Source organism: Allobosea sp. R86505, assembly GCF_042466375.1.
GTDB lineage: Bacteria > Pseudomonadota > Alphaproteobacteria > Rhizobiales > Beijerinckiaceae > Allobosea.
On sequence record NZ_JAXHPY010000001.1, the window covers coordinates 3,309,400 to 3,335,824 of the forward strand.

At 68.1% G+C, this 26,425-nt stretch carries 24 protein-coding genes; 4 read left to right on the plus strand and 20 right to left on the minus strand.

Annotation, left to right across the window (positions count from 1 at the left end; genetic code table 11):
• Positions 1–183: 183 nt before the first annotated feature.
• The 8 genes from rseP to SJY11_RS15925 form a co-directional block, all read right to left on the minus strand.
• Positions 184–1,335 carry an RIP metalloprotease RseP gene (rseP, locus tag SJY11_RS15890; protein ID WP_376987668.1) on the minus strand — a complete coding sequence of 384 codons (1,152 nt, stop codon included), beginning with the start codon at positions 1,333–1,335 and terminating at the stop codon, positions 184–186.
• Positions 1,336–1,356: 21 nt separating this feature from the next.
• Entirely contained in the window at positions 1,357–2,535 is a 1,179-nt protein-coding gene (gene dxr, locus SJY11_RS15895; RefSeq protein ID WP_376987670.1) for a 1-deoxy-D-xylulose-5-phosphate reductoisomerase, read from the minus strand.
• A gap of 13 nt (positions 2,536–2,548) precedes the next feature.
• Positions 2,549–3,376 carry a phosphatidate cytidylyltransferase gene (locus SJY11_RS15900; RefSeq protein ID WP_376987672.1) on the minus strand — a complete coding sequence of 276 codons (828 nt, stop codon included), beginning with the start codon at positions 3,374–3,376 and terminating at the stop codon, positions 2,549–2,551.
• The gene (locus SJY11_RS15905) at positions 3,373–4,131 is read right to left on the minus strand and encodes an isoprenyl transferase (RefSeq protein ID WP_376987674.1); all 759 of its coding nucleotides are present in this window, start codon (positions 4,129–4,131) and stop codon (positions 3,373–3,375) included. Before SJY11_RS15905 ends, SJY11_RS15900 begins: the two co-directional genes overlap by 4 nt.
• A gap of 59 nt (positions 4,132–4,190) precedes the next feature.
• Complete coding sequence (gene frr / locus SJY11_RS15910; protein WP_305692373.1) at positions 4,191–4,754, minus strand: ribosome recycling factor; 564 nt, start codon at positions 4,752–4,754, stop codon at positions 4,191–4,193.
• A 160-nt stretch (positions 4,755–4,914) separates the two neighbouring features.
• Positions 4,915–5,622, minus strand: coding sequence for a UMP kinase (pyrH, locus tag SJY11_RS15915; RefSeq protein WP_376987676.1), 708 nt, complete (start codon positions 5,620–5,622; stop codon positions 4,915–4,917).
• Positions 5,623–5,786: 164 nt separating this feature from the next.
• On the minus strand, positions 5,787–6,710 hold the full coding sequence (gene tsf, locus SJY11_RS15920; RefSeq protein WP_376987678.1) for a translation elongation factor Ts: 924 nt from the start codon (positions 6,708–6,710) through the stop codon (positions 5,787–5,789).
• 185 nt (positions 6,711–6,895) lie between these two features.
• A complete protein-coding gene (locus SJY11_RS15925; protein ID WP_376987679.1) occupies positions 6,896–7,903 on the minus strand; it encodes a 30S ribosomal protein S2 in 1,008 nt (335 codons plus the stop codon).
• Between the two features lie 258 nt (positions 7,904–8,161).
• On the opposite strand from SJY11_RS15925, the gene SJY11_RS15930 reads away from it, so the two are divergent.
• Positions 8,162–9,328 (plus strand): GGDEF domain-containing protein, encoded by a 1,167-nt coding sequence (locus SJY11_RS15930; RefSeq protein WP_376987681.1) that lies wholly within the window; start codon positions 8,162–8,164, stop codon positions 9,326–9,328.
• Positions 9,329–9,350: 22 nt separating this feature from the next.
• On the opposite strand, the gene dnaE is transcribed toward SJY11_RS15930, so the two are convergent.
• From dnaE to SJY11_RS15965, 7 genes are all read right to left on the minus strand, one after another.
• Positions 9,351–12,827, minus strand: coding sequence for a DNA polymerase III subunit alpha (gene dnaE / locus SJY11_RS15935; protein WP_376987683.1), 3,477 nt, complete (start codon positions 12,825–12,827; stop codon positions 9,351–9,353).
• 356 nt (positions 12,828–13,183) lie between these two features.
• Positions 13,184–13,882 (minus strand): ABC transporter ATP-binding protein, encoded by a 699-nt coding sequence (locus SJY11_RS15940; protein WP_376987685.1) that lies wholly within the window; start codon positions 13,880–13,882, stop codon positions 13,184–13,186.
• Between the two features lie 5 nt (positions 13,883–13,887).
• Complete coding sequence (locus SJY11_RS15945; RefSeq protein WP_376987687.1) at positions 13,888–15,186, minus strand: lipoprotein-releasing ABC transporter permease subunit; 1,299 nt, start codon at positions 15,184–15,186, stop codon at positions 13,888–13,890.
• Positions 15,183–16,514 (minus strand): proline--tRNA ligase, encoded by a 1,332-nt coding sequence (gene proS / locus SJY11_RS15950; RefSeq protein ID WP_376987689.1) that lies wholly within the window; start codon positions 16,512–16,514, stop codon positions 15,183–15,185. The genes SJY11_RS15945 and proS overlap by 4 nt, the downstream gene beginning before the upstream one ends.
• 125 nt (positions 16,515–16,639) lie before the next feature.
• On the minus strand, positions 16,640–17,140 hold the full coding sequence (gene coaD / locus SJY11_RS15955) for a pantetheine-phosphate adenylyltransferase (RefSeq protein ID WP_376989345.1): 501 nt from the start codon (positions 17,138–17,140) through the stop codon (positions 16,640–16,642).
• 74 nt (positions 17,141–17,214) lie between these two features.
• Positions 17,215–19,302, minus strand: coding sequence for a methyl-accepting chemotaxis protein (locus SJY11_RS15960; RefSeq protein WP_376987691.1), 2,088 nt, complete (start codon positions 19,300–19,302; stop codon positions 17,215–17,217).
• Between the two features lie 117 nt (positions 19,303–19,419).
• Positions 19,420–19,713: a hypothetical protein gene (locus tag SJY11_RS15965; RefSeq protein WP_376987692.1), complete on the minus strand. Its 294-nt coding sequence runs from the start codon at positions 19,711–19,713 to the stop codon at positions 19,420–19,422.
• On the opposite strand from SJY11_RS15965, the gene SJY11_RS15970 reads away from it, so the two are divergent.
• Positions 19,694–21,568 (plus strand): ABC-F family ATP-binding cassette domain-containing protein, encoded by a 1,875-nt coding sequence (locus SJY11_RS15970; RefSeq protein WP_376987694.1) that lies wholly within the window; start codon positions 19,694–19,696, stop codon positions 21,566–21,568. The genes SJY11_RS15965 and SJY11_RS15970 overlap by 20 nt on opposite strands.
• A gap of 7 nt (positions 21,569–21,575) precedes the next feature.
• On the opposite strand, the gene SJY11_RS15975 is transcribed toward SJY11_RS15970, so the two are convergent.
• Complete coding sequence (locus SJY11_RS15975; protein ID WP_069055022.1) at positions 21,576–21,755, minus strand: hypothetical protein; 180 nt, start codon at positions 21,753–21,755, stop codon at positions 21,576–21,578.
• 169 nt (positions 21,756–21,924) lie between these two features.
• A complete protein-coding gene (locus SJY11_RS15980) occupies positions 21,925–22,656 on the minus strand; it encodes a hypothetical protein (protein ID WP_376987696.1) in 732 nt (243 codons plus the stop codon).
• A gap of 74 nt (positions 22,657–22,730) precedes the next feature.
• On the opposite strand from SJY11_RS15980, the gene SJY11_RS15985 reads away from it, so the two are divergent.
• Both SJY11_RS15985 and SJY11_RS15990 read left to right on the plus strand, forming a co-directional pair.
• The gene (locus SJY11_RS15985) at positions 22,731–24,209 is read left to right on the plus strand and encodes a cytochrome P450 (RefSeq protein ID WP_376987698.1); all 1,479 of its coding nucleotides are present in this window, start codon (positions 22,731–22,733) and stop codon (positions 24,207–24,209) included.
• 19 nt (positions 24,210–24,228) lie between these two features.
• On the plus strand, positions 24,229–25,365 hold the full coding sequence (locus SJY11_RS15990) for an ATP-grasp domain-containing protein (protein ID WP_376987700.1): 1,137 nt from the start codon (positions 24,229–24,231) through the stop codon (positions 25,363–25,365).
• A 38-nt stretch (positions 25,366–25,403) separates the two neighbouring features.
• On the opposite strand, the gene SJY11_RS15995 is transcribed toward SJY11_RS15990, so the two are convergent.
• From SJY11_RS15995 to SJY11_RS16005, 3 genes are read right to left on the minus strand one after another with little or no spacing between them, the layout of a single operon-like run.
• Positions 25,404–25,562, minus strand: a complete 159-nt coding sequence (locus SJY11_RS15995; RefSeq protein ID WP_376987701.1) for a hypothetical protein — start codon at positions 25,560–25,562, stop codon at positions 25,404–25,406.
• Positions 25,559–25,969, minus strand: coding sequence for a hypothetical protein (locus SJY11_RS16000; RefSeq protein WP_376987703.1), 411 nt, complete (start codon positions 25,967–25,969; stop codon positions 25,559–25,561). Before SJY11_RS16000 ends, SJY11_RS15995 begins: the two co-directional genes overlap by 4 nt.
• Positions 25,966–26,418 carry a DNA polymerase III subunit chi gene (locus tag SJY11_RS16005; protein WP_376987704.1) on the minus strand — a complete coding sequence of 151 codons (453 nt, stop codon included), beginning with the start codon at positions 26,416–26,418 and terminating at the stop codon, positions 25,966–25,968. Before SJY11_RS16005 ends, SJY11_RS16000 begins: the two co-directional genes overlap by 4 nt.
• Between the last annotated feature and the right edge of the window lie 7 nt (positions 26,419–26,425).

The window sequence follows — 26,425 nt, forward strand, 5'->3', positions numbered from 1 at the left end:
GCCGCGATTTGGCCGCAAACCGGCCCGCAACCGGCGGCCGCGAGGCCTGCTGCGACACCCTGAAAATCTCGGTGCGTCGCCGCCGGGTCGGGCCCGAACGCTCAAATTGTCGGCAAGCCGTTAACGGATCGGCCGTCGTTCGGCCCCGCTCGGACGGCGATTCCGGCCGTCGGTCCCAGGAGGCTAGAGCAGCGATCGCACGTGGACGAGATCGTTCCAGGTGACGAAGAGCATCAGCATCAGAACGAGGCCAAGGCCGAAGCGGAAGCCGAGTTCCTGGGCCCGATCGCTGAGCGGACGCCCGCGCAACGCCTCGATCGCGTAGAACATCAGATGACCGCCATCGAGCATCGGCACGGGAAACAGGTTCATCAGGCCGATCGACACCGAGAGGATCGCTGCGAGGTTGAGCAGCCCCATCAGGCCGGAGTTGCTGGCGACAATGCCGGAGACCTGCGCGATCCGAATCGGGCCGGAGAGCTGGTCGACCGATTCACGCCCGCGCACGAGCTTGGCCAGATAGTCATAGGTGCGCTCGACGACGTACCAGGTCTCGCCGACGCCGACCTTGGCCGATTCGAGCAGGCCGAAACGCTGCGTCTGCCAGTCGCTCGCCTGCCGCGAGGCCTGAACGCCGAGCACGCCGATGCGCTGCTTGCCGACCGGCGTGCTCTGCTCGACGAGTGCCGGCGTGACGGGGAGCGTCACCAGCGCCCCGGCGCGATCCACCACGACGGTCAGGGTCTCTTCGGGGCGCACCGAGATGGCGCGCTGCATGTCGGAGAAGCTGGCGATCGCGCGGCCGTCGATCGAGACGACCAGATCGCCCGCGCGCAGGCCGCCGCGCTCGGCGGCGCTGCCGGCGACGACCTGATCGACGCGCGGCGCCAGCACCGGCTTGCCGAAGACATAGACCGAGGCGCCAAAGATCAGGATGGCGAGCAGGAAATTGGCGATCGGGCCGGCGGCGACGATGGCCGCGCGCTCACCGATCGACTGGGCCGGGAAGGAGCGCTCGCGCTGCTGCGGCGTCATCGTGCCCATTTCCGCGGAATCGGTCCCAGCCGAGGCCGCATCGGCATCGCCCGAGAACTTGACGTAGCCGCCGAGCGGGATGAGCGCGAAGCGCCAGCGCGTTCCGTGGCGGTCGTTGAAGCCGAACAGTTCGCGGCCGAATCCGATCGAGAAGACCTTGACGTCGACGCCGCACCAGCGTGCCACGAGGAAATGGCCGAGTTCGTGAACGAAGACGACGATGGTGAGCACGAACAGGAAGGGCAGGATGTAGGCCGGCAGGAACGCACCGGCGTTCCAGAGTGTCGCCAAGAATTCCATCACATTCTCCCGTTCTTCGCCTTAGGTGACAGCGAAGGGCGCCCGCGACAAGAGTCCCCGCGCGCGGTTTCTCGCCTCATGGTCAATGGCGAGGGCGGCCGTCACGTCGGTGGCGGCCGGCAGCCCGGGGCCGAAACCCGCGCAGACAGCCTCGACGAGGCCCGCGATCCCCGGAAAGCCGATCCGCCCCTCCAGGAAGGCAGCGACCGCCACCTCGTTGGCAGCGTTCAGGATGGCAGGCATGGCCCCGCCCGCCGCCAGGGCGGCGATGGCGAGCCCGAGCGCCGGGAAGCGGGCGAGATCCGGCCGCTCGAAGCTCAGCGGCGCGGTCGTCGCGAGATCGAGGAAACGGGCGGGCGGCGCATCGAGGCGTCCGTCGATGCCCAGGCAGTGGGCGGCGGCGACGCGCATGTCCGGCAGCGCCATGCCGGCGCTCACCGAGCCGTCGCGGAAGGTGACGAGGCCGTGGACGATCTGCTGGGGATGGACCAGCACCTCGAGCTGGTCTGGCTTCAGCCCGAACAGGAAGCAGGCCTCGATCAGTTCGAGCCCCTTGTTCATCATGCTGGCGGAATCGATCGTGATCTTGGCGCCCATCGCATAATTGGGATGGGCCAGCGCCTGCTCGGGCCGCGCGGCTGCGATCTGCTCCACGCTCCAGGTCCGGAACGGGCCGCCCGAAGCGGTCAGCGTCATGCTGCGGATCGCCTCGATGGGCTCGGCGCCCAGCACCTGATGCAGGGCGTTGTGCTCGGAATCGAGCGGCAGGATGCGAGCACCGACAGCCTTGGCACGCGCCATCACGGCCGCCCCGGCACAGACGAGGCTTTCCTTGTTGGCGAGCGCGACGACGCGGCCCGGCATCAGCGCCGCAAACGTCGCCTCCAACCCGGCGGCACCCGAGATCGCGCTGACGACGATGTCGCTCTCGCGGGCGACTGCCTCGAGCACGGCGCTGCGTCCGGCCCCGCAGGCGATGCCGCTGCCCGCCAGCGCCTCGGCCAGAGCGGGCCCGGCCCGCTCGTCGGCGAGCGCGGCGAAGCCGGCGCCGGTGTCGATCGCGATGCGTGCCAGCGCCGCCGCGTCGCGCCCCGCCACGACCGCCGCGATCCTCAAGCGTTCCGGATTCTCCGCCACCACGTCGCGCGTCGATCGGCCGATGGATCCGGTCGCTCCGAGAAGCGTGACGGTGCGAAGCATGCGAGAGCCCGCGTCAGAGATGGGACAGGAAGAGGACGAAGCCGGCAAAGACGAGCACGGCCCAGTAGCCATCCAGCCGGTCGAGGAAGCCGCCATGGCCGGGGATGAGACGGCTCGAATCCTTGGCGCCGAAGCGGCGCTTGAGCGCGGATTCGAACAGGTCGCCCATCTGGCTGAAGATCGACCCCGCCAGAGACCCCGCGATGACGAGCCCCGCCCCCACCATCTGCTGGGCGGCGGGCGTGAACGCCCAGACGGCATAGCCGCAGAGCGTACCGACCAGCGCACCGCCGATCGCACCCGACCAGGTCTTGCCCGGGCTGACGCTCGGCATCAGCTTCGGCCCGCCGAGTCTGCGGCCTGTGAAATAGGCGGCAATGTCGGTGAACCAGACGACGGCGAAGCTCCAGATCACCAGCGACAGGCCGATCTCGGGCTGCGCCCGAAGCGCCGGCGCGACGAGCGCGAAGGCGAGCGCATAGGCGATGCCGCACAGCTCCAGCGGCAACCTTCCGCGCATGCGCGGCGTCAGCACGGCACCGGCGAGCGCGGCCAGCGAAGCAACGCCGGCGAGCGCCGGCTGGCTGACGGGTGCAAAGCCGAGTAGCAGGCCGGCCAGCACCACACCGATCGCGGCGGCAACCGCATGGTCGCGCGTGGCGGCGATCGACAACCATTCATAGGCGACGAGACCGGCGACGAGCGTCCAGACAATCCGGAACGGCCAGCCGCCCCAGGCGGTGACAGCCAGCACGACGGCCGCCAGCACCAGCGCCGAGATGATCCGCAGCCGCAATTCGCCCTGGCCGGATCGCGGCTGCCCGGCGGCGGGACCGGTCATGCCGCGCCCACGGACCGGTCGACGCCCTCGGAGACGCCGCCGAACCGGCGCTCGCGCCGGCCATATTCGGCGAGAGCCTCCTCGAAGGCGGCGCGGTCGAAATCGGGCCAGAGCACCGGCAGGAAGACGAACTCGGCATAGGCCGCCTGCCAGAGCAGGAAGTTCGAGATCCGCATCTCGCCGGAGGTGCGGATCACCAGTTCGGGATCCGGCAGATCGGCGGTGTCGAGACGCGATGCGAGCATGGCCTCGTCGATCGCGGCCGCGTCGACCCGACCCGCGGCTGCATCGGCCGCCAGCGCGCGCGCCGCCCGGACGATCTCGTCGCGCGCGCCGTAGTTGAAGGCGACGACGAGCGTCATCGCGGTGTTGTCGCGCGTCAGCGTCTCGGCATGCTCGACCAGCCGGCGCAGATCGGGGCTGAGGTCGTCGCGGCCGCCGATGATGCGGACCCGCACGCCGGATGCATGGAGTTCGCCCAGATCCTTCTCGACGAAACGCTTGAGCAGACCGAGCAGGAAGGAGACCTCGGTCGCCGGGCGGCGCCAGTTCTCGGTAGAGAAGCTGTAGAGCGTCAGGATCCTGACGCCGAGATCGCCGGCATTGCGGACCGCGGCGCGCAGCGCCTCGAGGCCACGGCGATGCCCCTCCTGCCGCGGCAGGCCCCGCATCTGCGCCCAGCGCCCGTTGCCGTCCATGATGATCGCGACATGGGCGGGCTGGGGGACCTGTCCCTGGCGCTGGCGTGCTGACATTCGGGGTATGCCTCGTTCGGCCTGGCGCCGGGGAAACAGGCGCGCTGGCGCCGCGAGCGTCAGACGCTCAGGATTTCCTTTTCCTTCGCCGCCAGCGCCTGGTCGATCTCGGCGATATGTTGGTCGGTGGCCTTCTGGACGAGGTCGGACTGGCGGGTGACATCGTCCTTGGTGAAGGCGCCCTCCTTCTCGACCTTCTTGATGATGTCGATGGCGTCACGACGGACATGGCGCACCGCGATCTTCGATTCCTCGGCGTATTTATGCGCGACCTTGACCATCTCCTTGCGGCGCTGCTCGTTCAGCTCGGGGATGCGGATGCGCAGCACCTGGCCTTCCGTCTGCGGGTTGAGGCCGAGGTCGGATTCGCGAATCGCCTTCTCGACCGGGCCGACCATGCTGCGGTCCCAGACCTGGACGCTGAGCAGGCGGGCCTCCGGCACGCTGACTGTGGCGAGCTGGGAGAGAGGCTGGCGGGCGCCATAGGCCTCGACCTGGATCGGATCGAGCATGTTGGCGGAGGCGCGACCCGAGCGCAGGGAGGCGAGATCGCCCTTGAAGGACTGCAGCGCGCCCTGCATGCGGCGCTTCACGTCGGCGAGATCGAATGTCGTCTGGGGCATCGTCTTCTAGACCTTGAACTGGTGCACCGCGCCGAGGCGGAGGCCGGCATGTCGCCGGCCGCGATGCGAGATCGGTTATGCGTTGCCGGGTGTTTCCACGGACCCGGCGCGACCATGGCGGGGGGGCCGGCCAGGGTCAAGACATCGTGGCGCGCAGCGGTTACGGCGTCACATAGGTCGCCCGGCCCTCTCCCCGCAGCACGGCCGCCAGCATGCCGGCCTCGGCGATCGAGAACACGACGATCGTCAGCCCGGCATCGCGCGCCAGCGCGAAGGCAGCCGTATCCATCACCTTCAGGTCGCGGGCAATCGCCTCGGCATGGGTGAGCGTGTCGAAGCGGGTCGCGGCCGGGTCCTTCTTCGGATCCGCCGAATAGACACCGTCGACCTGCGTCGCCTTGAGCAGATGGCTGCAGCCCAGCTCCGCCGCGCGCAGCGCGGCGCCGGTGTCGGTGGTGAAATAGGGATTGCCGGTGCCCCCGCCGAGCACCACGACCTTGCCATTGGTAAGATGGTTGAGCGCACGCTTGCGGGCATAGCTCTCGCAGAGCGAGGGCATCGGGACGGCCGACATGGCACGCGCCGGCGCGCCGGCGCTCTCGATCGCGTGCTCGAGCGCGAGCGCGTTCATCACCGTGCCGAGCATGCCGATCGAATCGGCACTGGTGCGGTCGAGCCCCTTGGTCAGCCCCTGGACGCCGCGGAAGAAATTGCCGCCGCCGACAACGATGGCAATTTCGACGCCCTCGCGAGAGGCATAGGCGATGTCGGCGGCAAGCGCCGTCAGTGTCGCGCCGTCGAGGCCCGATCCGGCCTGTCCGGCCAGGGCTTCGCCGGAGAGCTTCACGAGAACGCGCTGGGGCCGCATCGGATCGTCTCCGTTCTTGTCATTGCCGGCGGGCTGATCACGCCGGGCGCGAGGTGCCGGTCCGCGCCGCTGCGCGAATGGCTCGCGATTCGCGCGCCGCACCCCTTCCTACAGAAAAGGCCGCGCGATGCGCGGCCTTTTCATGCGTCGTCGGAGCGGAGCGCTCAGCCCGTGGTGCCGCCGGCGGCGGCCACCTCGGCGGCGAAGTCCTGCTCTTCCTTCTCGATGCCCTCGCCGAGCGCGTAGCGGGCAAAACCCGTCAGCTTGACCGGCGCGCCGACCTTGCCCTCGATTTCCTTGAGGATCTGGCCGACCGACTTCGAGCCGTCGTGGATGTAGGTCTGCTCGATCAGGCAGTATTCCTTGGCGTAGCTCTTGAGCCCGCTCTCGGTGATCTTCTCGAGCACATGGGCCGGCTTGCCGGCATTCTTCTCGGCCAGGATCGCCTTTTCGCGCTCCAGCACCTCGGGGGCGACCGAAGCGAGGTTGAGCGCGACGGGGTTCGTCGCCGCGACGTGCATGGCGAGCTGGCGGCCGAGAAGCGCGAGTTCATCCGCCTTGCCGGTCGACTCCAGCGCGACGATGACGCCGATCTTGCCGAGGCCATCGGCGACCGCGCCGTGAACATAGGTGCCGATCACGCCAGCCGAGACCTCGAGCTGCGCGACGCGACGCAGATTCATGTTCTCGCCGATGGTGGCGATCGCGTTGGCGATGGCATCCTTCACCGTGCCGCCACCCGGATAGTGATGGGCCAGCACAGCCTCGACGTCGCCGCCACGCTCCAGCGCGACATTGGCGATGCCATGCGCCAGGCCCTGGAATTCCAGGTTGCGGGCCACGAAGTCCGTTTCCGAGTTCAGCTCGATGACGACGCCGCTGCGGCCCGACACCGCGACGGCGACCAGACCTTCGGCAGCGACACGGTCGGCCTTCTTGGCGGCCTTGGCGAGGCCCTTGGTGCGCAGCCAGTCGATCGCGGCTTCGATATCACCATCGACGGCCGAGAGCGCGGCCTTGCAGTCCATCATGCCCGCGCCGGTCTTGTCGCGGAGTTCCTTCACCAATGCAGCGGTGATCGCAGCCATCTTCGTCATCCTCGTCTGTCTTGCGGCACCGCATGGCGGGCTGCCGCGGATCCCAGCCGGACCGGCTCCTATGGAGAAACGCCGACGCTCCGTTTCCGGCGTCGGCGCTGGTCGGCGTTCATCTTCGTCTCATCAGCAGCCGGATTGCGACGCGCCGATGACGCGCCGCAATCCGCCTGGCAGGATCAGGCGTCGGCGAGTTCACGCGCCTGAGCGACCCAGCCCTCGCGCTCGATGCGGCCACCGAGCTTCAGGTCCTGGTCGATCTTGGTGAGATCGGCCGGCGACATCGCGGCGAACTGCCAGAAGTGGAACAGGCCACCGTCGTTGAGCTTCTGAACCAGCTCGGGACCCATGCCGGAGAGCTTCATCAGATCGTCCGGCGCGCCACGCGGGGCGGTCAGCAGCTCGAAGGCGACGCCGGCATCGGCGGCGGCCGGCTCGGCGACAACCTCCTCGACGACCGGAGCCTCGGCGGCGCCGAGATCGACACCGTGATCACCCGAGGCGCGCGAGATGCCGTCGATCGCCGAGCGGGCGATCAGATCGCAATAGAGCTGGATGGCGCGGCCGGCGTCGTCATTGGCCGGGACCGGGAAGGTGATGCCGTCCGGATCCGAGTTCGAATCGATGATCGCGGCGACCGGAATGCCGAGGCGCTGGGCCTCCTTGATCGCAAGCGCTTCCTTGTTGGTATCGATGACGAAGATCATGTCGGGCGTGCCGCCCATGTCCTTGATGCCGCCCAGCGCCTTTTCGAGCTTGTCACGCTCGCGGGCGAGCATCAGGCGCTCCTTCTTGGTCAGGCCGCTGCCGCCGCCGCTGAGCAACTCGTCGACCTTGCGCAGGCGCTGGATCGAGGCCGAGATGGTCTTCCAGTTGGTCAGCATGCCGCCGAGCCAGCGGGAGTTGACATAGTACTGGGCCGAACGCTTTGCGGCGTCGGCGATGGCGTCCTGCGCCTGGCGCTTGGTGCCGACGAAGAGAACGCGCCCGCCACGGGCGACGGTGTCCGACACCGCCTGCAGGGCGCGCGACAGCATCGGCACCGACTGCGACAGGTTGAGGATGTGGATGTTGTTGCGCGTGCCGAAGATATAGGGCGACATCTTCGGGTTCCAGCGGTGAGCCTGGTGGCCGAAATGGGCCCCGGCTTCGAGAAGCTGGCGCATGGAGAAATCAGGCAGAGCCATGGTCTGTAACGTCCTTCCGGTTGAGCCTCTGGGGTGCGAATGAACGAGGCATGAGCTGCCAAGTCACCGGATCGCCTCGAAGCCGAGGCGGTGCTCCCCATGTGGGATGGGCTGCGCCATACAGGGGAAGCGCCGCGAATGCAAGGCAGCAGCGTGACCGGTCCGAACGGGAACCCCGAGGCCGCGGCGTCTGCGAATGATGTGAGACTTTCGCGATCCTTGCGTTAGAGAAGGCGAAGCCCTCCTGGACGCCCGCCCGTGCCTCTCGACCTGCGAACGATCTACGCGGTGGCCGCCGCGACCTCGATCATCCTCGGCCTGCTGCAGCTCAGCGCCTTCGCGACGGGGCGCTTCGGGCGCTGGCCGCTCTGGTGGGGCCTGAGCAGCCTGCTGATCGGCGCCGGCATCGTCCTCGTCGTCCTGCGGGGCACCATCCCCGACCCCGTCTCGATCGTCCTCGCCAACACCCTGACCTGGGCCGGCTACCTGCTCGTGCTGGTCAGCGTGCGCAGTTTCGCCGGGTTGCGCACGACGCCCTGGCATTACGGCCTCGCGGTCGTGGCTCCGATGCTGCTTCTGCTGCTGTGGATCGAGCCGGGCGGCTTCCCCCGGCGCGCGGCCGTGGTCGCGCTGCTCATGGCCTGCTGCGATACCGCCGTGGCCCGCGAGGGATTCCGCCTCGCACGGAAAAACGGGCTGCGTTCGGCCTGGATCCTCGTCGGGCTCTTCCTGCCGACCAGTATCTTCTTCCTCGTCCGGGCGGGACTGGTGCTGAACGGCCATTTCGGCGAGGAACTCTTCCCGCAGCAGCCGGTGCCGTTGCACTGGACGGCGGTTGGTGCCGCGGCGCTCGTCCTCGCCCGCGGCAATGCCCTGCTGCTGCTGGCGGCAGAGCGCAGCGGCAGCCAGCTCGCCGCTCTCGCCGAGAGCGATCCCCTGACGGGGGCCATGAACCGCAGCGGCCTCGAACGCGCGGTCGCCGCACTGGCCGGCCAAGCCGGTCAGCCGCAGCGCGCAGCCCTGCTGCTGATCGACATCGACCACTTCAAGGCACTGAACGACACCCATGGTCACGCCGCCGGCGACCAGGTCCTGCGGCTCTTCGCCGACGTGGCCCGAAGCCAACTACGGGCGGGCGACATCGTCGCGCGGCATGGCGGCGACGAATTCGTGGTGATGCTGCCGGGACTGGGAATCGAGGCCGGAATCCGCATCGCCGAGCGCCTGCAGCAGGCCTTCGCCAGAGCGATCACGGCGCGGCCGGAGCTGCCGGGTGGGCCGACCCTGAGCATCGGCGTCACCGAGGGCGACACCGCCTCGCAGCCGCTCGACCAATTGCTGCTGGACGCCGATAGCGCGCTCTACCGCTCGAAGCGTCTCGGACGCGACCGCGTCCAGTCGCGGCAGGAGGCGTCGGTCGGCTGAGCGGGCCGCGAGGACCGATCCCTCACCGCAGTTCGACACTGACCACGCCCGGCGCCGCCCTGACCGCGTTGGCGATCTGCTGGTTGACCGGATAGCGGCCGGGCAGCTCGATCTCGACCTCCTGGGCACCGTCGTTCAGGATCATCACCAGGGCGATCTTGCCGTCGGCCTTGAGGCCGTCGCCGCGGGGCCGGACGCGCTCGGCGATCGAGGCCAGCGCCTTGTCGTCGCGCAGATAGACCAGCAGATCCTGCTTCTGCCGGGCCGCGAGTTCGTCGAGCACCTCGACATCCTCGATGCGCGGGCGGACATCCTCGCCGTCGAGCACGGCCGAGAGGCGCAAGACCAACGCCCTGCCCGGCTCCAGCAGGTCGCGATAGCGCTGCAGCGCCTCCGAGAACAGGATCGCCTCGAACTGGCCGCTCGGGTCCGACAGGTTGACGATGCCCATCTTGGAGCCGGACTTGGTGCGCCGCTCGGAACGGTCGATCACGGAGACCGCGACCTTGGCGACGCCGGTGCCGTTGGCGCGCACGGTCTGGGCAAAATCGGCGAAGCGCTGCACCCGCAGCCGCTTCAGCACATGCTCGTAATCGTCGAGCGGATGGCCCGACAGGAAGAAGCCGACTGCGTCGTGCTCGCGCTTCAGGCGCTCGGCCGGGGCCCAGGGCTCGACCGGCGGGATACGGAAGGCCTCCTGGACCATGCCGCCGCCGAAGAGTTCGGACTGGCCCCCGAGCGCGGCCTCGCGGGTGCGGTTGGAGAGCGCCAGCATGCCGTCGATCGCCGCCATGGCGCGGGCCCGCTCCGGCTCGAGCGCGTCGAGCGCGCCGGCCGCGATGAGGGCCTCGATGGTGCGGCGGTTGACGAGCTTGGTGTCGATGCGGCGGGCGAAGTCGGCGAGGTCGCGGAAGGGACCGCCGGCCGCCCGCGCGACGACGACCGATTCCACCGCGACGCGACCGACGCCCTTGATCGCTCCGAGAGCGTAGTGGATCGCCCCCTCATGCACGTCGAACTCGACGCCGGAGCGGTTGATCGCCGGCGGCAGCACCTTGATGCCGAGCCGCTCGGCGTCGCGCCGGAATTCCGAGAGCTTGTCGGTGTTGCCCATGTCGAGCGTCATCGACGCCGCCAGGAACTCGACCGGGTAGTTGGCCTTGAGATAGGCGGTCTGGAAGGCGACCACGGCGTAGGCCGCCGCATGGCTCTTGTTGAAGCCGTAATCGGCGAACTTGGCCAGCAGGTCGAAGATCTCGGAGGCCGTCTCGGTCTTGATGCCGTTGGCGATCGCGCCCTTCACGAAGCGGTCGCGCTGGGCGTCCATCTCGGCCTTGATCTTCTTGCCCATGGCGCGACGCAGCAAATCGGCTTCACCGAGCGAATAGCCCGAAAGCGCCTGGGCGACCTGCATCACCTGCTCCTGATAGACGATGATGCCATGCGTCTCGGAGAGATAGGGCGCCATGCCGGGATGGAGATAGCTCGGTTCCTCGAGGCCGAGCTTGCGGCGGCAATAGGTCGGGATGTTGTCCATCGGGCCCGGCCGATAGAGCGCGACGAGCGCGATGAGGTCCTCGATCCGGTCGGCCTTCATCTCGACGAGCGCCTTGCGCATGCCCGCCGATTCCACCTGGAACACGCCGACCGTCTCGCCGCGGGCCAGCATCGCGTAGGTCGGCGGATCGTTGAAAGGCAGGCTCGCGAGGTCGATGGCGATGTTGCGCTGGGCGATCAGCTTCACCGTCGTGGTCAGCGTCGTCAGCGTCTTGAGGCCGAGGAAGTCGAACTTCACCAGCCCGGCCTGCTCGACCCATTTCATGTTGAACTGGGTGACGCGCATGCCGGTGCGCGGGTCGACCGAGAGTGCCACCAGCTGTTCGAGCGGGCGGTCGCCGATGACGACGCCGGCGGCGTGGGTCGAGGCGTGGCGGTGCAGCCCCTCGAGCTTCTGGCCGATCTCGAGCAGGCGGGCGACGATCGGCTCCTCCTGCGCCGCCTGCTGCAGCTTGGGCTCGCCCTCGATGGCGTCCTTCAGCGAGATCGGCTTGGCCGGGTTCTGCGGGACCAGCTTGGTCAGCCGGTCGACTTGGCCATAGGGCATCTCCAGCACGCGGCCGACGTCGCGCAGCACGCCGCGGGCGAGCAGCGTGCCGAAGGTGATGATCTGGGCGACGCGCTCCTCGCCATAGCGATGCTTGACGTAGTCGATGACCTCTTCGCGGCGGTTCTGGCAGAAGTCGATGTCGAAGTCCGGCATCGAGACGCGGTCGGGGTTGAGGAAGCGCTCGAAGAGCAGACCGAAGCGCAGCGGATCGACGTCGGTGATCGTCAGCGCATAGGCGACGAGCGAACCCGCGCCCGAACCACGGCCCGGGCCGACGGGAATGTCGTGGTCCTTGGCCCATTTAATGAAGTCCGCCACGATCAAGAAGTAGCCCGGGAACTTCATCCGGGTGATGATCGACAGCTCGAAATCGAGCCGCTTCTCGTAATCCTCGACGCTGTAGCCCTCGGCCGGCCCGTGCTTGGCGAGGCGGGCGGCGAGGCCGGCCTTGGCCTGCAGCTGCAGTTCCTCGGCCTCGTCGCGCCCCTCCTCGCCGAAGCGCGGCAGGATCGGCTTGCGCAGGCCGACGCGCCAGGTGCAGCGCATGGCGATCTCGACCGTGGCGGACAGCGCTTCGGGCAAATCGGCGAAGCGGCGCTTCATCTCGGCGCGGCTGGTGAAATAATGCTCGGGTGTGACGCGGCGGCGTTCTCCATCCGAGACGAGGCGACCGGCGGCCACCGCGAGCAGCGCATCATGGGCGTCGTAGTCGGCGGGCTTGGCGAAGAAGGGCTCGTTGGTGGCGACGATGGGCAGGTCGGCGTCATAGGCGAGCTGGAGGAGATGCGCCTCCACCGCGGCGTCGCCATCGCCACCGTGACGCTGGATCTCGACATAGAGCCGGTCGCCGAAGATAGCCGACAGCGTCGCCAGCCGGGCCCGGGCCTGGGGCAGCTGGTTGTTGCGCAGCGCGACGTCGAGCGGCCCGCCCCGCCCGCCGGTCAGCGCGATCAGCCCCTCGTGATGGGCGGCGAGCGCGTCGAGATTGGAGACGGGCTGGCCGCTGCCACCACTGGCCAACGCGGCCTGCGTGACGAGCGTCATCAGGTTGCCGTAGCCGGCCTCGTTCATCGCCAGCAGGACGATGTGCGGCGGAATCTGCGGCAGCGCCCTGCCCCGGCCGGATTCGCTCTCGTCACCGCAATCGAGCGAGAGCTGGACGCCCGCGATCGGCTGCACGCCGACGCCGGTCATCTTCTCGGCGAATTCGAGCGCGCCGAAGAGGTTGTTGGTGTCGGTCAGCGCCAGCGCCGGCTGGCCGTCGGCGGCCGCCATCTTGGCGAGCGTGCCGACCATCAGGGCGCCCTCGAGCAGCGAATAGCTCGAATGGACGTGGAGATGAACGAAGCCGACTTCGGAGAGAACGCGGCTGTCGTCGGGTTCGCGTGCCATCATCCGCCTGCGGGGTTGTCGCGGGCGACTCGCAGGCCGCCCTCGCCCCGTTATGCGGCTCCATCGGGCGCGGCGCCATGGTGCCGATCGTCGCCGTTGTGGATCGTCAGATGCCCGGTGCGCAGAACAGTGCGGCCCAGACCCAGACCATGCCGAGGAACAGCCCGAGCGATGCAATCTCGGCAATTCCGGCTGCGACTTTCCGCGCGACGATCATGATCTAACCCTCATGTTTCCGATATGTCCGTTTTAGTTCATTGTTTGTTCTCGTCAATATCCATGCGTCATCTGCAGAACGCGCATGCTTAAAGCGGTTAACGGAATGTGAATCGACCTCGGCGAAGGGCGGCGCGCCGTTAGAGCGGCACGACATGCCCGTCGCGGATCGTCACCTGCCGGTCCATGCGCCGGGCGAGATCGAGATTATGCGTCGCGATCAGCGCCGCCAGGCCCGAGGCGCGGGCCAGGGCGACCAGCGTCTGGAAAACGTGGAGCGAGGTGTGCGGATCGAGATTGCCGGTCGGCTCGTCGGCCAGCAGCAGGCGCGGCGTGTTGGCGACGGCGCGGCCGATGGCGACCCGCTGCTGCTCGCCGCCGGAAAGTTCGCCCGGCAGGTGGTCGAGCCGTTCGCCGAGCCCCATGAAGGTCAGCAGTTCCGCCGCCCGCTCCTCGGCCAGCGCCTTGTCGAGCCCGCGGATGCGCTGCGGCAGGACGACGTTCTCCAGCGCCGTGAACTCAGGCAGCAAATGGTGGGCCTGATAGACGAAGCCGATCTCGGTCCGGCGCAGTCGGGTGCGACCCTTGTCGTCGAGCTTGGTGGTCGGCAGGCCACCGACGAAGACCTCGCCGCCATCGGGCTGCTCGAGCAGGCCGGCGACATGCAGCAGGGTCGACTTGCCGGTGCCGCTGGGCGCGACCAGTGCGACGAGCTCGCCAGGCCAGAGCGCGAAATCCGCCTTGCGCAGGATCTCGAGCGGCGCGTCGGCCTGCGGGTAGTAGCGCTCGACCTGGGAGAGGAAGAGCGCCGGGGTTTCGCGGGGCGTGGTGTCGGACATGCGCCTCAGCCCATCCTCAGCGCCTGCACGGGATCGAGCCGCGCCGCCTTCCAGGCCGGATAGAGGGTCGCCAGCAGCGACAGGACGAGCGCCATCAGCACCACGCTCGTCACCTCGCCCCAGTCAATCACGGAGGGAATGTCGCTGAGGAAACGAACCGTCGGATCCCAGAGATTGGCGCCGGTAATCCAGTTCAGCGCGGCCATGATCGCCTTAATGTTCTTGGCGAAGACGACGCCGAGCGCGAGTCCCGCCAGCGTGCCGAAGACGCCGATCGCCGCCCCCGTGATCAGGAAGACGCGCATGACCGTGCCGCGCGTCGCCCCCATGGTGCGCATGATGGCGATGTCGGCCGTCTTGTCCTTCACCAGCATGATCAGGCCGGAGACGATGTTCAGCGCCGCGACGAGCACGATCAGCGTCAGGATGATGAACATGACGTTGCGCTCGACCTCCAGCGCATTGAAGAAGCTGCGGTTGCGCTGGCGCCAGTCGGAGAGCACGAGCGGGCGCGGTGCGTCGGCCTCGATCGCGTCGCGGACAGCCTGCGTCCGGTCGGGATTGTCGACGAAGATCTCGATGACGTTCACGTCGCCTTCGCGGTTGAAATAGGCCTGCGCCTCGGTCAGCGGCATGAAGACGAAGGAGGCGTCGAACTCGGTCATGCCGATCTCGAAGACCGCCTGGATCGGATAGGCCTTGATGCGCGGCGCCGTGCCGAATGGCGTCGAGGCGCCCTTGGGCGAGATGATGTTGATGGAATCGCCGACCTGAAGGCCGAGCGAATCCGCCAGCCGCTTGCCGACGGCGACTCCGCCGGCCTGATCGAACCCGTCGAGCGTGCCGCGCCGGACATTGCCGCCGACGAAGGGGATCGCCTTGATGTCGGCCTCGCGGATGCCGCGGACCAGAACGCCGCCATTGCCGGTCTGCGAGGAGGCGAGCGCCTGCCCCTCGACCAGCGGAATGGCCAGCCGGATTCCGGGAATCGAGCGCAGGCGCTGCGAGACGATGTCGTAATCGTCGAGCGGGCGATCGATCGGCGTCGCGAAGATGTGGCCGTTCACGCCGACGATCTTCTCCAGCAGTTCCTTACGGAAGCCGTTCATCACCGACATCACGATGATCAGCGTGGCGACGCCGAGCAGGATGCCGAGGAAGGAGAAGCCGGCGATGACAGAGACGAAGCCCTCGCGCCGCCGCGTGCGCAGGTAGCGCCCCGCCAGCAGCCATTCGAAGCCGGCGAAGGGCCGCGTCCCGCTCGGTGCCTCGCCCTGACGATCGCTCTCGGTGGCGACGCTCACGCCGCCTTGCCCTTGAAGCGGGCGAGCGCCTCTTCGAGCGAAACCAGTTCGCGCTCGCCACTGGTGCGGCGCTTGACCTCGACCTTGCCATCGGCCAGCCCCTTGGGGCCGACGATGATCTGCCAGGGCACGCCGATCAGGTCGGCGGTGGCGAACTTGCCGCCGGGGCGCGCATCGGTGTCGTCATACAGGGCGTCGTAGCCCTTGGAGAGCAGGTGCTGGTAGAGGCGCTGGCTGGCGCTGTCCGTTGCGGCGTCTCCCACCTTGAGGTTGAGGACCGCCACGTCGAACGGCGCGATTTCGTCAGGCCAGACGATGCCGGCCTCGTCATGGCCCGCCTCAATCAGTGCCGCGACGAGCCGGCTGGGGCCGATGCCGTAGGAGCCCATATGGACAGGCAGGTTCTGGCCGTCGGGGCCCTGAACGGTCGCACCCATCGGCTCGGAGTACTTCGTGCCGAAATAGAAGATGTGACCGACTTCGATGCCACGCGCCGAAAGCTGGCTCTCAGTGGGGATCGCGTCATAGGCCGTCTTGTCGTGCATTTCCTCGGTGGCGGCATAGAGGCTCGTCCATTTGTCGACGATGCCCTTCAGCCCCTCGACACTGTCGAAATCGGTGTCGACCGCCGGCGTCTCGAAATCGAGATAATCCTTGTGACAGAACACCTCGCTCTCGCCGGTGGAGGCCAGCACGATGAATTCATGACTGAGGTCGCCGCCGATCGGCCCGGTGTCGGCACGCATCGGAATCGCCTTCAGGCCGAGCCGCGCGAAGGTGCGCAGATAGGCGGTGAACATGCGGTTATAGGCGTGGCGCGCGTTGTCCTGGTCGACGTCGAAGGAATAGGCGTCCTTCATCAGGAATTCGCGACCGCGCATCACGCCGAAGCGGGGGCGGACCTCGTCGCGGAACTTCCACTGGATGTGGTAGAGATTCAGCGGCAGGTCCTTGTAGGACTTGACGTAGGATCGGAAGATGTCGGTGACCATCTCCTCATTGGTCGGGCCGTAGAGCATCTCGCGGTCATGCCGGTCCTTGATGCGCAGCATCTCCTTGCCATAGGCGTCGTAGCGCCCGCTCTCGCGCCAGAGATCGGCCGACTGAACGGTCGGCATCAGGATCTCGACGGCCCCCGAACGGTTCTGCTCCTCGCGAACCACAGCGCTGATCTTGTTGAGCACGCGAAGGCCCAGCGGCAGCCAGGAATAGATGCCAGCGGATTGCTGGCGGATCATGCCGGCGCGCAGCATCAGCCGGTGCGAGACGATCTCGGCCTCCTTGGGCGTGTCGCGCAGGATCGGCAGGAAATAGCGGGAGAGACGCATCGGAGACACTCGGTCGGGGGGCGATGGGCGCGGACGGCGCACCGATTCACTTCGCCCAGACACCATCGCTTTGCACAAAATGCAAACCAAAATCTGCTGACGCGGCGAGCCGATACGGACGGGCGTCAGCGCTGCGCGAAGCGCTCCGTCAGCGCTGCGAGCACAGGTGCCGGAACGAAGGGCGAGACGTCGCCACCCATCGCCGCGATCTGGCGCACGAGCGTGGCCGTGATGTGGCGGACGCTGCCCGAGGCCGGCAAAAACACCGTCTGGATGTCGGGCGCCATCGTCGCGTTCATCCCGGCCATCTGCATCTCGTAGTCGAAGTCGGAGCCGTCGCGCAGGCCCCGGACGATGATCGTGGCGCCCGCACGGCGCGCTGCGTCGACGGCCAGATCATCGAAGGTCACGACCTCCAGCGACGCGCCGGCCGCCGCGGCGAGCGGCCCGGCGACCTCGTGCAGGAGCGCGGCGCGCCGGCCGGCCTCAAGCAGCGGCGCCTTGCCGGGATGGACGCCGATCGCCAGGACGAGGCGCTCGCACAGCCGCGCCGCGCCGGCAATCACATCGGCATGGCCGTTGGTCACGGGGTCGAAGGAGCCGGTGTAGAAGGCGGTTCTGGGGATGGCGCGCGTCATGGCTCAAGGGTTAGTCGCTGCGCCCTCGCCCGACAAGCGGCCCGAGGGGCCGGGCCTGTCCGTCAGGCGGCTCGGACCTGCACGATGAACCCCGCCACCCGCGACTTGAGTTGATGGGCGAGGCCGGTCAGTTCGGCGGAGGCGCGCGACACGGCGGCGGCCGCTTCGGAGGTCTGCTGCGAAGCGGCCGAGACCAGGCTGGTCGCCTCGCCGATGCGCGAGAATTCGTTGGTCGCGAGGCCGACATCCTCGGCGATGGCATGGGTGACGCCGTGCTGGTGACGCATCGTCTCCGCGGTGCGACGGACCACGTCGCTGAGCCCGCCGATCATGTCCTGGATGCTGCCGATCGATTCGACCGTCGCTGCCGTCGCCTGGTTCATCGTGGCGATCTGGCGGGAAATGTCGTCGATGGCGCGGGCAGTCTGGCCCGACAGGCCCTTCACCTCGGAGGCGACGACGGCGAAGCCGCGACCGGCCTCGCCGGCGCGGGCCGCTTCGATGGTCGCGTTGAGTGCGAGCAGATTGGTCTGCGCCGCGATGTCGGAGATCAGCCCGATCACGTCGGAGACGCGTGCCGCACCGGCGGCGAGCTGTTCGACGACGCTGCCCATCGCCTCGGCATGGTCCCTTGCCGTGCGCGCCGACCGGTCCGAGGACTGGACGTCGGCATCGAGCCGGTCGATCGCCTGGCTCAGTTCCTGCGCGGCGCCCTCGATCGAGCGGATGCTGGCGACGGCCCGCGAGGTGGCACCATGGACGGTGACGGCGTTCTCCTGAGTCCGGAGGGCCCCGCCCGAGAGCTCCTGGGCGGTGACGCTGAGCTGTTCGGCGGCCGCCGATACGGATGAGGTGACGCCGAGGACCGAGCGTTCGAGATCGCTCGCCAGATCGGCGAGCAATGTCGAGCGCTGCTGGGCTGCCTCGCGGTCGCGCTCCTCGCGTTCCTCCAGCCGCCGGCTCTCGTCACGCAGCAGGTTCTCACGAATTTTGGCCACAGCTGCAGCGATGGCGCCGATCTCGTCACGGCGTCTTTCGCCGGGAATGCGCAGATCGGTGCGGCCCGCGGCGATGCCCGCCAGCGCCTCGGCGAGGCCGGCGATCGGCCGCGTCACCGACAGCCCCATCAGCAGCGCGAGAAGCAGAAGCGGTCCGATCACGGTCAGCGCGCCGAGCACCAGCGCCCGGTCGACCTTGTCCATCACCGCGAAGGCCTTGCGTTCAGTCTTGGTCAGCCACAGCAACCACGACCCTCCAGCGATCTCGACCTCGCGCCCCACCGCGACGAGCGGCTCGCCATCGCGGCTGATCAACCGCAGGACGCCTTCGCTGGGCAAGCGGCTGCGATCCATGGTCTCGCGCGGACTGCGACCGGCCAGCCGCGCCGCCGGATCGGAGCGCAGGAAGCCATCGGACCCGACGACATAGGTCCGAACGTCGTCCGAATCGCCCGCGACCGACATCAGCGCCGCATCGATGAAGGCTGGGCCGGCCGAGAGCACGACGGTGCCGACAGGCTGGTGCGAGGTCGGATTGTAGAAGCGCTGGGCGACGAAGGCCCGGGGCGCGCCGCCGACCACGTCATAGGGCGCAAAGTCCACCGATGCCGGCTGGTCGATCCCGGTGACGGCTGCGGCCGCCACGGCCTTCGCCAGCCCGGTTCCCGCCAGATCGTCCTCGCTCAGGAGCCTCCCGAACTCAGCTCCCTTGGTGACGCTGTAGACGACACGGCCATTGGGGGCAACGAGGTAGATGTCGGCATAATCGAATTGCCGGAGCGCGGCGAGATAGGTTCCGTGAAATTCGAGATGGCGCTTCATGAAACCGTGGCGCTGGCCGAGACCGGCGCGGGCCATGCGCTCCTCGGCGTCGAGCGCGCCGCCCTGCTGGAAATAGTCGATGATGGCGGCGCGCTGCTCGGGCAGCTCCAGCCAGCCGCGGATTTCGTCGAGCGACGACACCTGATGGGCGCTATGTGCCTGCACGGAAAGCTCGGCGACGAAGCGGTCCCAGCGGCGCTCGAGGGCCCTGGCGCGGCCCTCCGCCAGCACGGTCAGCCGTTCACGAACAGCCTCGTCGGCCCAGATCGAGACGGCGCGATATCCGGATAGACCGACCGCGAGCACGGCCAGGCAGGCCAGCAGAAGCATGGCCGCAGGAAGTCTGACTCGCAGGCTCGACAACGTCCGGGGCCCCGTATTCCGCAGCGGAAGCGCGCGCGCCTAACAAGAACAGAATCTGGTTAACGTCGTTTGAAGACCCAGCGCTCAGGACGATGGCACGATCGCCAGCAGGGTCATCGCGCTCCCGATGGTGACCGAAAGCAACACCAGCAGAGATGCAGACACCGAACTCCGCCGCCGGCCGAAACCATTCAGATCAAAATGCATCTCGCCTCCTCCACGAATCGGTGAATTGTCACTTACCCTTGGTGATGGCCGCACCCGGCCCGCAGATGGCGGGATCGTGGCGAAAGCATGACAGGCCTTTTCTGTCGATTTCGTGATTGCCTTCACCGGGTCTTCGCGCCAGAACCCCGCGATGCTCACCATCAACGACATCACCTATCGTCTCGGCGAGCGACTGCTGCTCGATCATGCCAGCGCCTCGCTGCCGGACGGCTCGCGCGTCGGCCTCGTCGGCCGCAACGGCACCGGCAAGACCACCCTGTTCCGGATGATCACGGGCGATCTCTCGGCCGAGGGCGGCAGCATCAGCCTGCCCAAGGGACGGCGGATCGGCGGCGTCGCGCAGGAGGCGCCGGGCGGGCCGGAATCGCTGATCGAGGTGGTGCTCGCCGCCGACACGGAGCGGGCCGCCCTGCTGGCCGAATCCGAGACCGCGACCGATCCCCACCGCATCGCCGAGATCGGCACGCGTCTGGCCGATATCGACGCGCACTCGGCGCCGGCGCGGGCTGCCACCGTGCTCTACGGGCTGGGCTTCGACGAGGCGGCGCAGCAGCGCCCCTGCTCCGACTTCTCCGGCGGCTGGCGGATGCGGGTGGCGCTCGCCGCCGTGCTGTTCTCGCAGCCCGACCTGCTGCTGCTCGACGAGCCGACCAACTATCTCGATCTCGAAGGTACGCTCTGGCTCTACGACTATCTCGAGCGCTATCCGCACACCGTGCTGGTCGTCAGCCATGACCGCGAGCTGCTCGACACCTGCGTCGACCACATCCTGCATCTCGATCAGGGCAAGCTGACGATCTACCGCGGCGGCTATACCTCCTTCGCCAAGCAGCGCGCCGAAAAGCAGATGCAGCTCGCCAAGGCGAAGGAGAAGCAGGACGCCGAGCGCAAGCACCTGCAATCCTTCGTCGACCGCTTCAAGGCGAAGGCGACCAAGGCGCGCCAGGCGCAGTCCCGCGTCAAGCGGCTGGAGAAGATGGAGACGATCGCGACCATCGTCGACCGCGACGTCCAGCCCTTCAGCCTGCCCGGTCCCGAGCGGCCGCTGGCGCCGCCGATGATCGTGCTCGACGATGCCAGCGCCGGCTATGGCGAGCGCAAGGTGCTCTCGAAGCTCAACCTGACGCTGCTGCCGGACGACCGCATCGCCCTGCTCGGCTCGAACGGCAACGGCAAGTCGACCTTCTGCAAGCTGATCGGCGGGCGGCTCGCGCCGCTGTCGGGCACGATGCGCAAATCGTCCAAGCTGGAGACGGCCTATTTCGCCCAGCACCAGCTCGACGAGCTGCGCATGGAGGACACGCCTGTCGGCCATCTGCGCGACCTGATGCCGGACGCGCCCGAGGCGAAGGTGCGCTCCAAGGCGGCGCAGATCGGCTTTCCCGCCTCCAAGGCCGACACGCCGGTGAAAAACCTCTCGGGCGGCGAGAAGGCGCGGCTGATGCTGGGGCTCGCGGCCTTCGCGGGGCCGCATCTGCTGATCCTCGACGAACCGACCAACCATCTCGACATCGACAGCCGCACCGCGCTGGTCAACGCGATCAACGACTATCCGGGCGCCGTGATCCTGGTCAGCCACGACCGCTTCCTGATCGAATCCTGCGCCGACCGGCTCTGGATCGTCGGCGACGGCACGGTGAAGAACTTCGACGGCGACATGGAGGATTACCGCAGCCTCGTGCTCGGCGGCGCCAAGGCGGCACGGCGCGAGAAGGCGGCCGAGGCGTCAGGCACCAAACCGAAGACCGAGGAGCGCAAGGAGGCGGCGACGAAGCGCATGGCGCAGGGGCCGCTGCGCCAGAAGCTCAACCTGACCGAGGCCAAGATCGCCAAGCTCACCGGGCTGATCGAGAAGGTCGACGGCGTGCTCGGCAATGGTGCCGCCTTCGCCCGCGACCCGGAGAAGGCACTGACGCTGTCGCGCCAGCGCGCGGACCTCGCCGCGGCGCTGGAAGCGGCGGAGGAGGAATGGCTGGAGCTGAGCGCGGAGCTGGAGAGCGCGTAAGCGCGCCTTACCTCAGCTTGGCGATCCCGATGCCGTCGAGCTTGGCGCGGTCCTTGATCGATTCCTCGCTGCGGGTCAGCGCCTTGGCGATGGCCTTCAGCGCCATGCCCTTCCGCGCGAGCGTCTTCAGCTTGTCGAGTTCCTCGCCGGTCCAGGGCTGGCGGTGACGTTCGAAGCGCTCGGCCATGATGGCTGCTCCTGCGCGATGCAGTGACGGATCAAAGGCGCGGCCTTGGGGGCGCGCGCGGCATCCGACCTTGTCGCATCCTATCCCGCGGCGGCGAAGTGTTTTCGGCCTTCGCCCGACAAGAGCTGTCGGCTGCGCGAGCGGCGTCAACCTGCCTGGGCCGCTGCCATCACGGCGCTGCGCCCTGCCGCGCCCGCGGCAACAGGCTCAGGCGAATCCTGACCTGATGGTAGATGATGATCGACAGCCCCACCACCAGCGGCACCGCCCAGAGGACCGGGTTGAGCGCGATCTCCGGCATGAGCCGCACGGCGCCAAAGGCGAAGAACGCCGTGTAAACCGAGATTCCCGCCCCGACGAGACCCTTGAGATGCTCCTTCAGCCAGTCCTTCGGGCCGGGGTTGGCCGTCAGCATGAAGGCGAGGTTGGTCGCCACCGTGGCAAAGCCGACCACCGACATACCGATCATCAGAGGCTGCCCGATCAGCCACCCTTCGACGGCACAGGCGAGCGCCGCCACGAACAGCACCGGCTGCAGGATGAGATTGGCCCCACGCCGGTTGGCGGCATGGTCGCGCTTGTTGCGGACGCATTGAAGGCCGTACCAGGCGAGATTGACGGTCAGGATGGCGAGATACAGCATCATGACCCCGAAGATGCCGCGCACGAACACGGCATCCTTCAGATGCGGATGGGTGCCCAACGGGTCCGCCAGCGTGCACAGGCTGATTCCGATCGCGAATGAGCCTGTCCACAACAGGCAGGTGGTGAAGACCCTGCCCCATCTACGGTGCACCGGCGCGCCCTTACGCCCCACGACCGGCGGCCAGAAACTGACCAGCCCCACCGCCCCGAAGACGATGTGACCGATGATGAAGGCGTGAAACAGCCACCACAGCATCACGGACCAACTGACATTTCGAGTGTCCAGAATTATTGACAGATTGCCGCAGGCCGCCCTACTCTTCAAGGGCTGTGACCGAGAGCCGCGCCACCCATCTGACGACGGCCTGCCCGCATCTCGAGGGCGCTTCACTGTGCCCGGCTGCCAGCGAGAGCACTGCTCCGGCGCGGCCGAACAGCGCGCCGGAATACGAGCCGCCGCGTCCGCGGCCGCTGGGCCCGTTGAGCGCGCTGCTGCGGGCCGCCTGGCGCGGCGATGGCGACCTGCTCAGCCTGCTCCCGAAGGAAGCCTATGAGGTCGATGTCAGCCCGCTCGGCTATTCGCGCCGCTCGATCCTGATCGTCAACGCGCCGGAGCTGACGCGCACGGTGCTGACCAATCCGACCGAGATCTACCCCAAGAACGATCTGATGGTGGGCGCCCTGAGGCCGCTGGTCGGCGACAGCATCTTCGTCTCCGATGGCGCCCCCTGGCGGCGGCAGCGGCGGATGATCGACCCGGCCTTCTCCCATATCCGCCTGACCCGGGCCTTCGGCGCGATGACGGCTGCGCTCGACGATTGCGAGGCGCGGCTCGCAAAGGCAGCCCGCAGCGGCGAGAGCTTCTCGATCGATCTCGCGATGAGCCAGCTCACGGCCGACATCATCTGTCGCACCGTCTTCTCGACATCGCTCGACACGGACGTGGCGCGGGATGTCTTCACCTCCTTCGCGCATTTCGAGCGCCGGGTCGCCCATGTCGAGATCCGGCGGCTGATCTTCGACAAGGCGTTCAAGGACATCCCGCAGAAGGCCGACGTGCTGGATAGCTGCCGGCTCATCCGCGCCCATATGGGCACGCTGCTCGACTCGCATCTCGCCGCGGGGGCCAGCTTCGACGACATCTGCTCGGCCGTGATCGCGGCGCGGGATGCGGAGACGGGCGCGGCCTTCACCCGCGAGGAGCTGATCGACCAGCTCGGCGTGTTTTTCCTCGCCGGCCATGAGACGACGGCGAGTGCCCTGACCTGGGCCATGTTCATCGCCGCCGAACGCCCGGAGGTGGCGCAGCGCATCCGCGCCGAGGTCGAGGCTGTGGCGGGGACGGGCGAGATCGGCTTCGAGGCGGTGAAGCGGCTCAACTACACCCGCAATGTGTTCAAGGAGTCGATGCGGCTCTATCCGCCGATCACCTTCATCCCGCGTGTCGCGGCCGAGGCCACGACGATCGGGCGCTACAAGGTCAAACGCGGCGCGATGATCATGATCGCGCCCTGGACCATCCACCGCCATGAGAAGCTCTGGCGCGATCCCCACCGGTTCGACCCCGATCGGTTCCTGCCGGAGCGCGAACATGAAATGGTGCCGGGTGCCTATCTGCCATTCGGCTTCGGGCCGCGCATCTGCGTCGGCGCGGCCTTCGCGACGCTTGAAGCGACCCTGATCCTGGCGCGGCTGTTCCGCCGGTTCGACGTCCACCCGCTGGAGCCCGGCAAGGTCGAGCCGGTCGCGCGGCTGACGACGCGCCCGAAGCACGAGATCATGGCCCAAGCCCGCCTGCGCGCGGGCTAGCCGGCGCCCGATGCGCAGCGTGCTCCTGACCATCGGACGGCTGCCCAAGGCGCTGGATTTCGCCCGTTCGTTCCATGCCGCGGGCTGGCGGGTGGTGGTCGCCGAGCCTTTCGGCCGACATCTCACCGGCGCATCGAACAGCGTCGTGCGGAGCCTGACCACGCCCCCGCCCTCGGCCTCCAAGGCCGCCTATCTCGAGGCGCTGCTGACGATCATCCGGGAGGAGCGGATCGATCTCGTGCTGCCTCTCTCGGAAGAAACGATGCATGTCGCCCATCTGCACGGGCGGCTGCCGGCCGGCGTGCGCCTGTTCGCGCCGCCCCCCGAGATCCTGCTGCCGCTGCACGACAAGGCGCGCTTCCCCGTGCTCGCGTCGGCCCATGGCTTGCCCGTGCCCGCAACTGCCCTGCTCGGCACGCCCGAGGCGGCACGGATCGCCGCCGACGGCCCCTTCGTGCTGAAGCCGGTGCTGTCCTGTTCGGGGCGCGGGGTCTCCCTGCACGAGGCGGGCGCCGCGGTGTCAGGCCCGGACGGGAGCGCCATGGTCGTGCAGCGCCGCCTCCCGGGCGCCCATGTCAGCAGCTTCACGCTGGCGCATCAGGGCCGGGTCCAGGTAACGGTGCTCTACCGCGGCACGGTGATGGCCGGCACCGTTGCGGTGGCGTTCGAACGCATCGCACGGCCCGACATTGCGGCGCTGATCGAGGGCTTCGTCGCGCGCCTGGGACACAGCGGCTTCATCTCCTTCGATTTCATCGACGATGCCGAGGGCCGGCCGCAGGCCATCGAATGCAATCCACGGGTGACCAGCGGCGTCCACTTCGTCGAAACCGCCGACCTCGCGCCCGCCATCTTCGCGCCGTTCGCACAGCCGCTGGGCCTGCGCCGACACAGCAAGATGCAACAGCTCTATCCGACCCTGACCGAAACCCAGGGCTCGATCCTGACGCCCAGGCGCTATCTCCACAATGTCCGCCAGCTCTTCACCTCGCGCGACGTGACCTGGGACAGGACGGACCCGATGCCGCTGATCTCGATGCCCGTCACCGCGTTCGGCATCATCCGCATGGCGATGGCGCAGCGGCGCACCTTCGGCCAGGTTTCGACCGACGACATCAGCTGGTTCGACGGGGAGCGCGTCGACGCGCACGTCTAGCGCGATGTTGAGGCCCATTGCATGGCATCAGGCCTCTGTTATTTCAGGGCGTTGAGAGCCCGAAGTTCGGCATCGTCGACCACAGCTGCGTGGATCGGAGCAGCCTGCCCGTCCTCGAGCCAGCGTTGCGGCAGGTCGAACAGCACGAGCGTCTCGTCGGCCCCGAGCTCCGGCCCCGATCGGGCTTGCTCGCTCATCCCTGCCCCGGCTTCACGATCCGGCTGAGCCTGTTGTCGGTGAACATGTAGATCTCGCGGCCGCCGGGCTCGGAATAGAGCACCTGGACCTCGCGCTGGCCCTTGCCGCTGTCGCCGATGAGCACGTCGGTCGGCCGCGTGCCCTTGAGCTTGACCAGTTCGCATTCGGTGATGCCCTCGGCGATGGCGGGCGGCAATGCGCGGGACGAGGCGCCGACGCTGCACTCGCCGTCCGAAGTCAGCGTCGCCTCCTGGGTCGAGGCGTTCGCCGTGACGCTGCTCGTCGTCGCCGTGGTCACCGGGCCGGCGGGGCTCTCGCGGGTCTCCGAGGTGAAGGCGAAGCCGCCCATGTCGACGGAGCAGCCGCCCAGCGCGGCGGCACAGAGCAGCAATACGGACAGTCTCACGCTTTCTTCTCCCAGCGGCCGGTCTCGTCCTGCTGCCAATAGCTGGCGGCGTGGCCGGAGGACCTGGCCTTCTTCCAATCCTCGCGCGCCGCGGTCAGCGCATCGGGATCGTCACCATCGAATATCAGGACGATCCGCTCGTATCCCTCCAATGCGTCGGGAATGCGGACGCCCTCGGCGCAGATGCGCACCTGCGCGGCGTTCGGGTTGTGATCGAGCGTCGTCAGCACCACCGGATTGGCGGCGGCATCGGCTTCCATCGCCGTGACATGGGGCAAGAAGCTGTCGTCGACATAGGTCCAGAGGTGGTCGTCGACGGCGCCCAGCCGCTCCTGGCTCGACACTTCCACCACCACCTTCTGGCCGCGCGACAGGGCGCGGTTGAGAATCGTCGGCAGCACCTGTTCGAGCGGCCGCGACTGGAGGTGGAAGAACAGGATCTCGGCCATCAAGAGC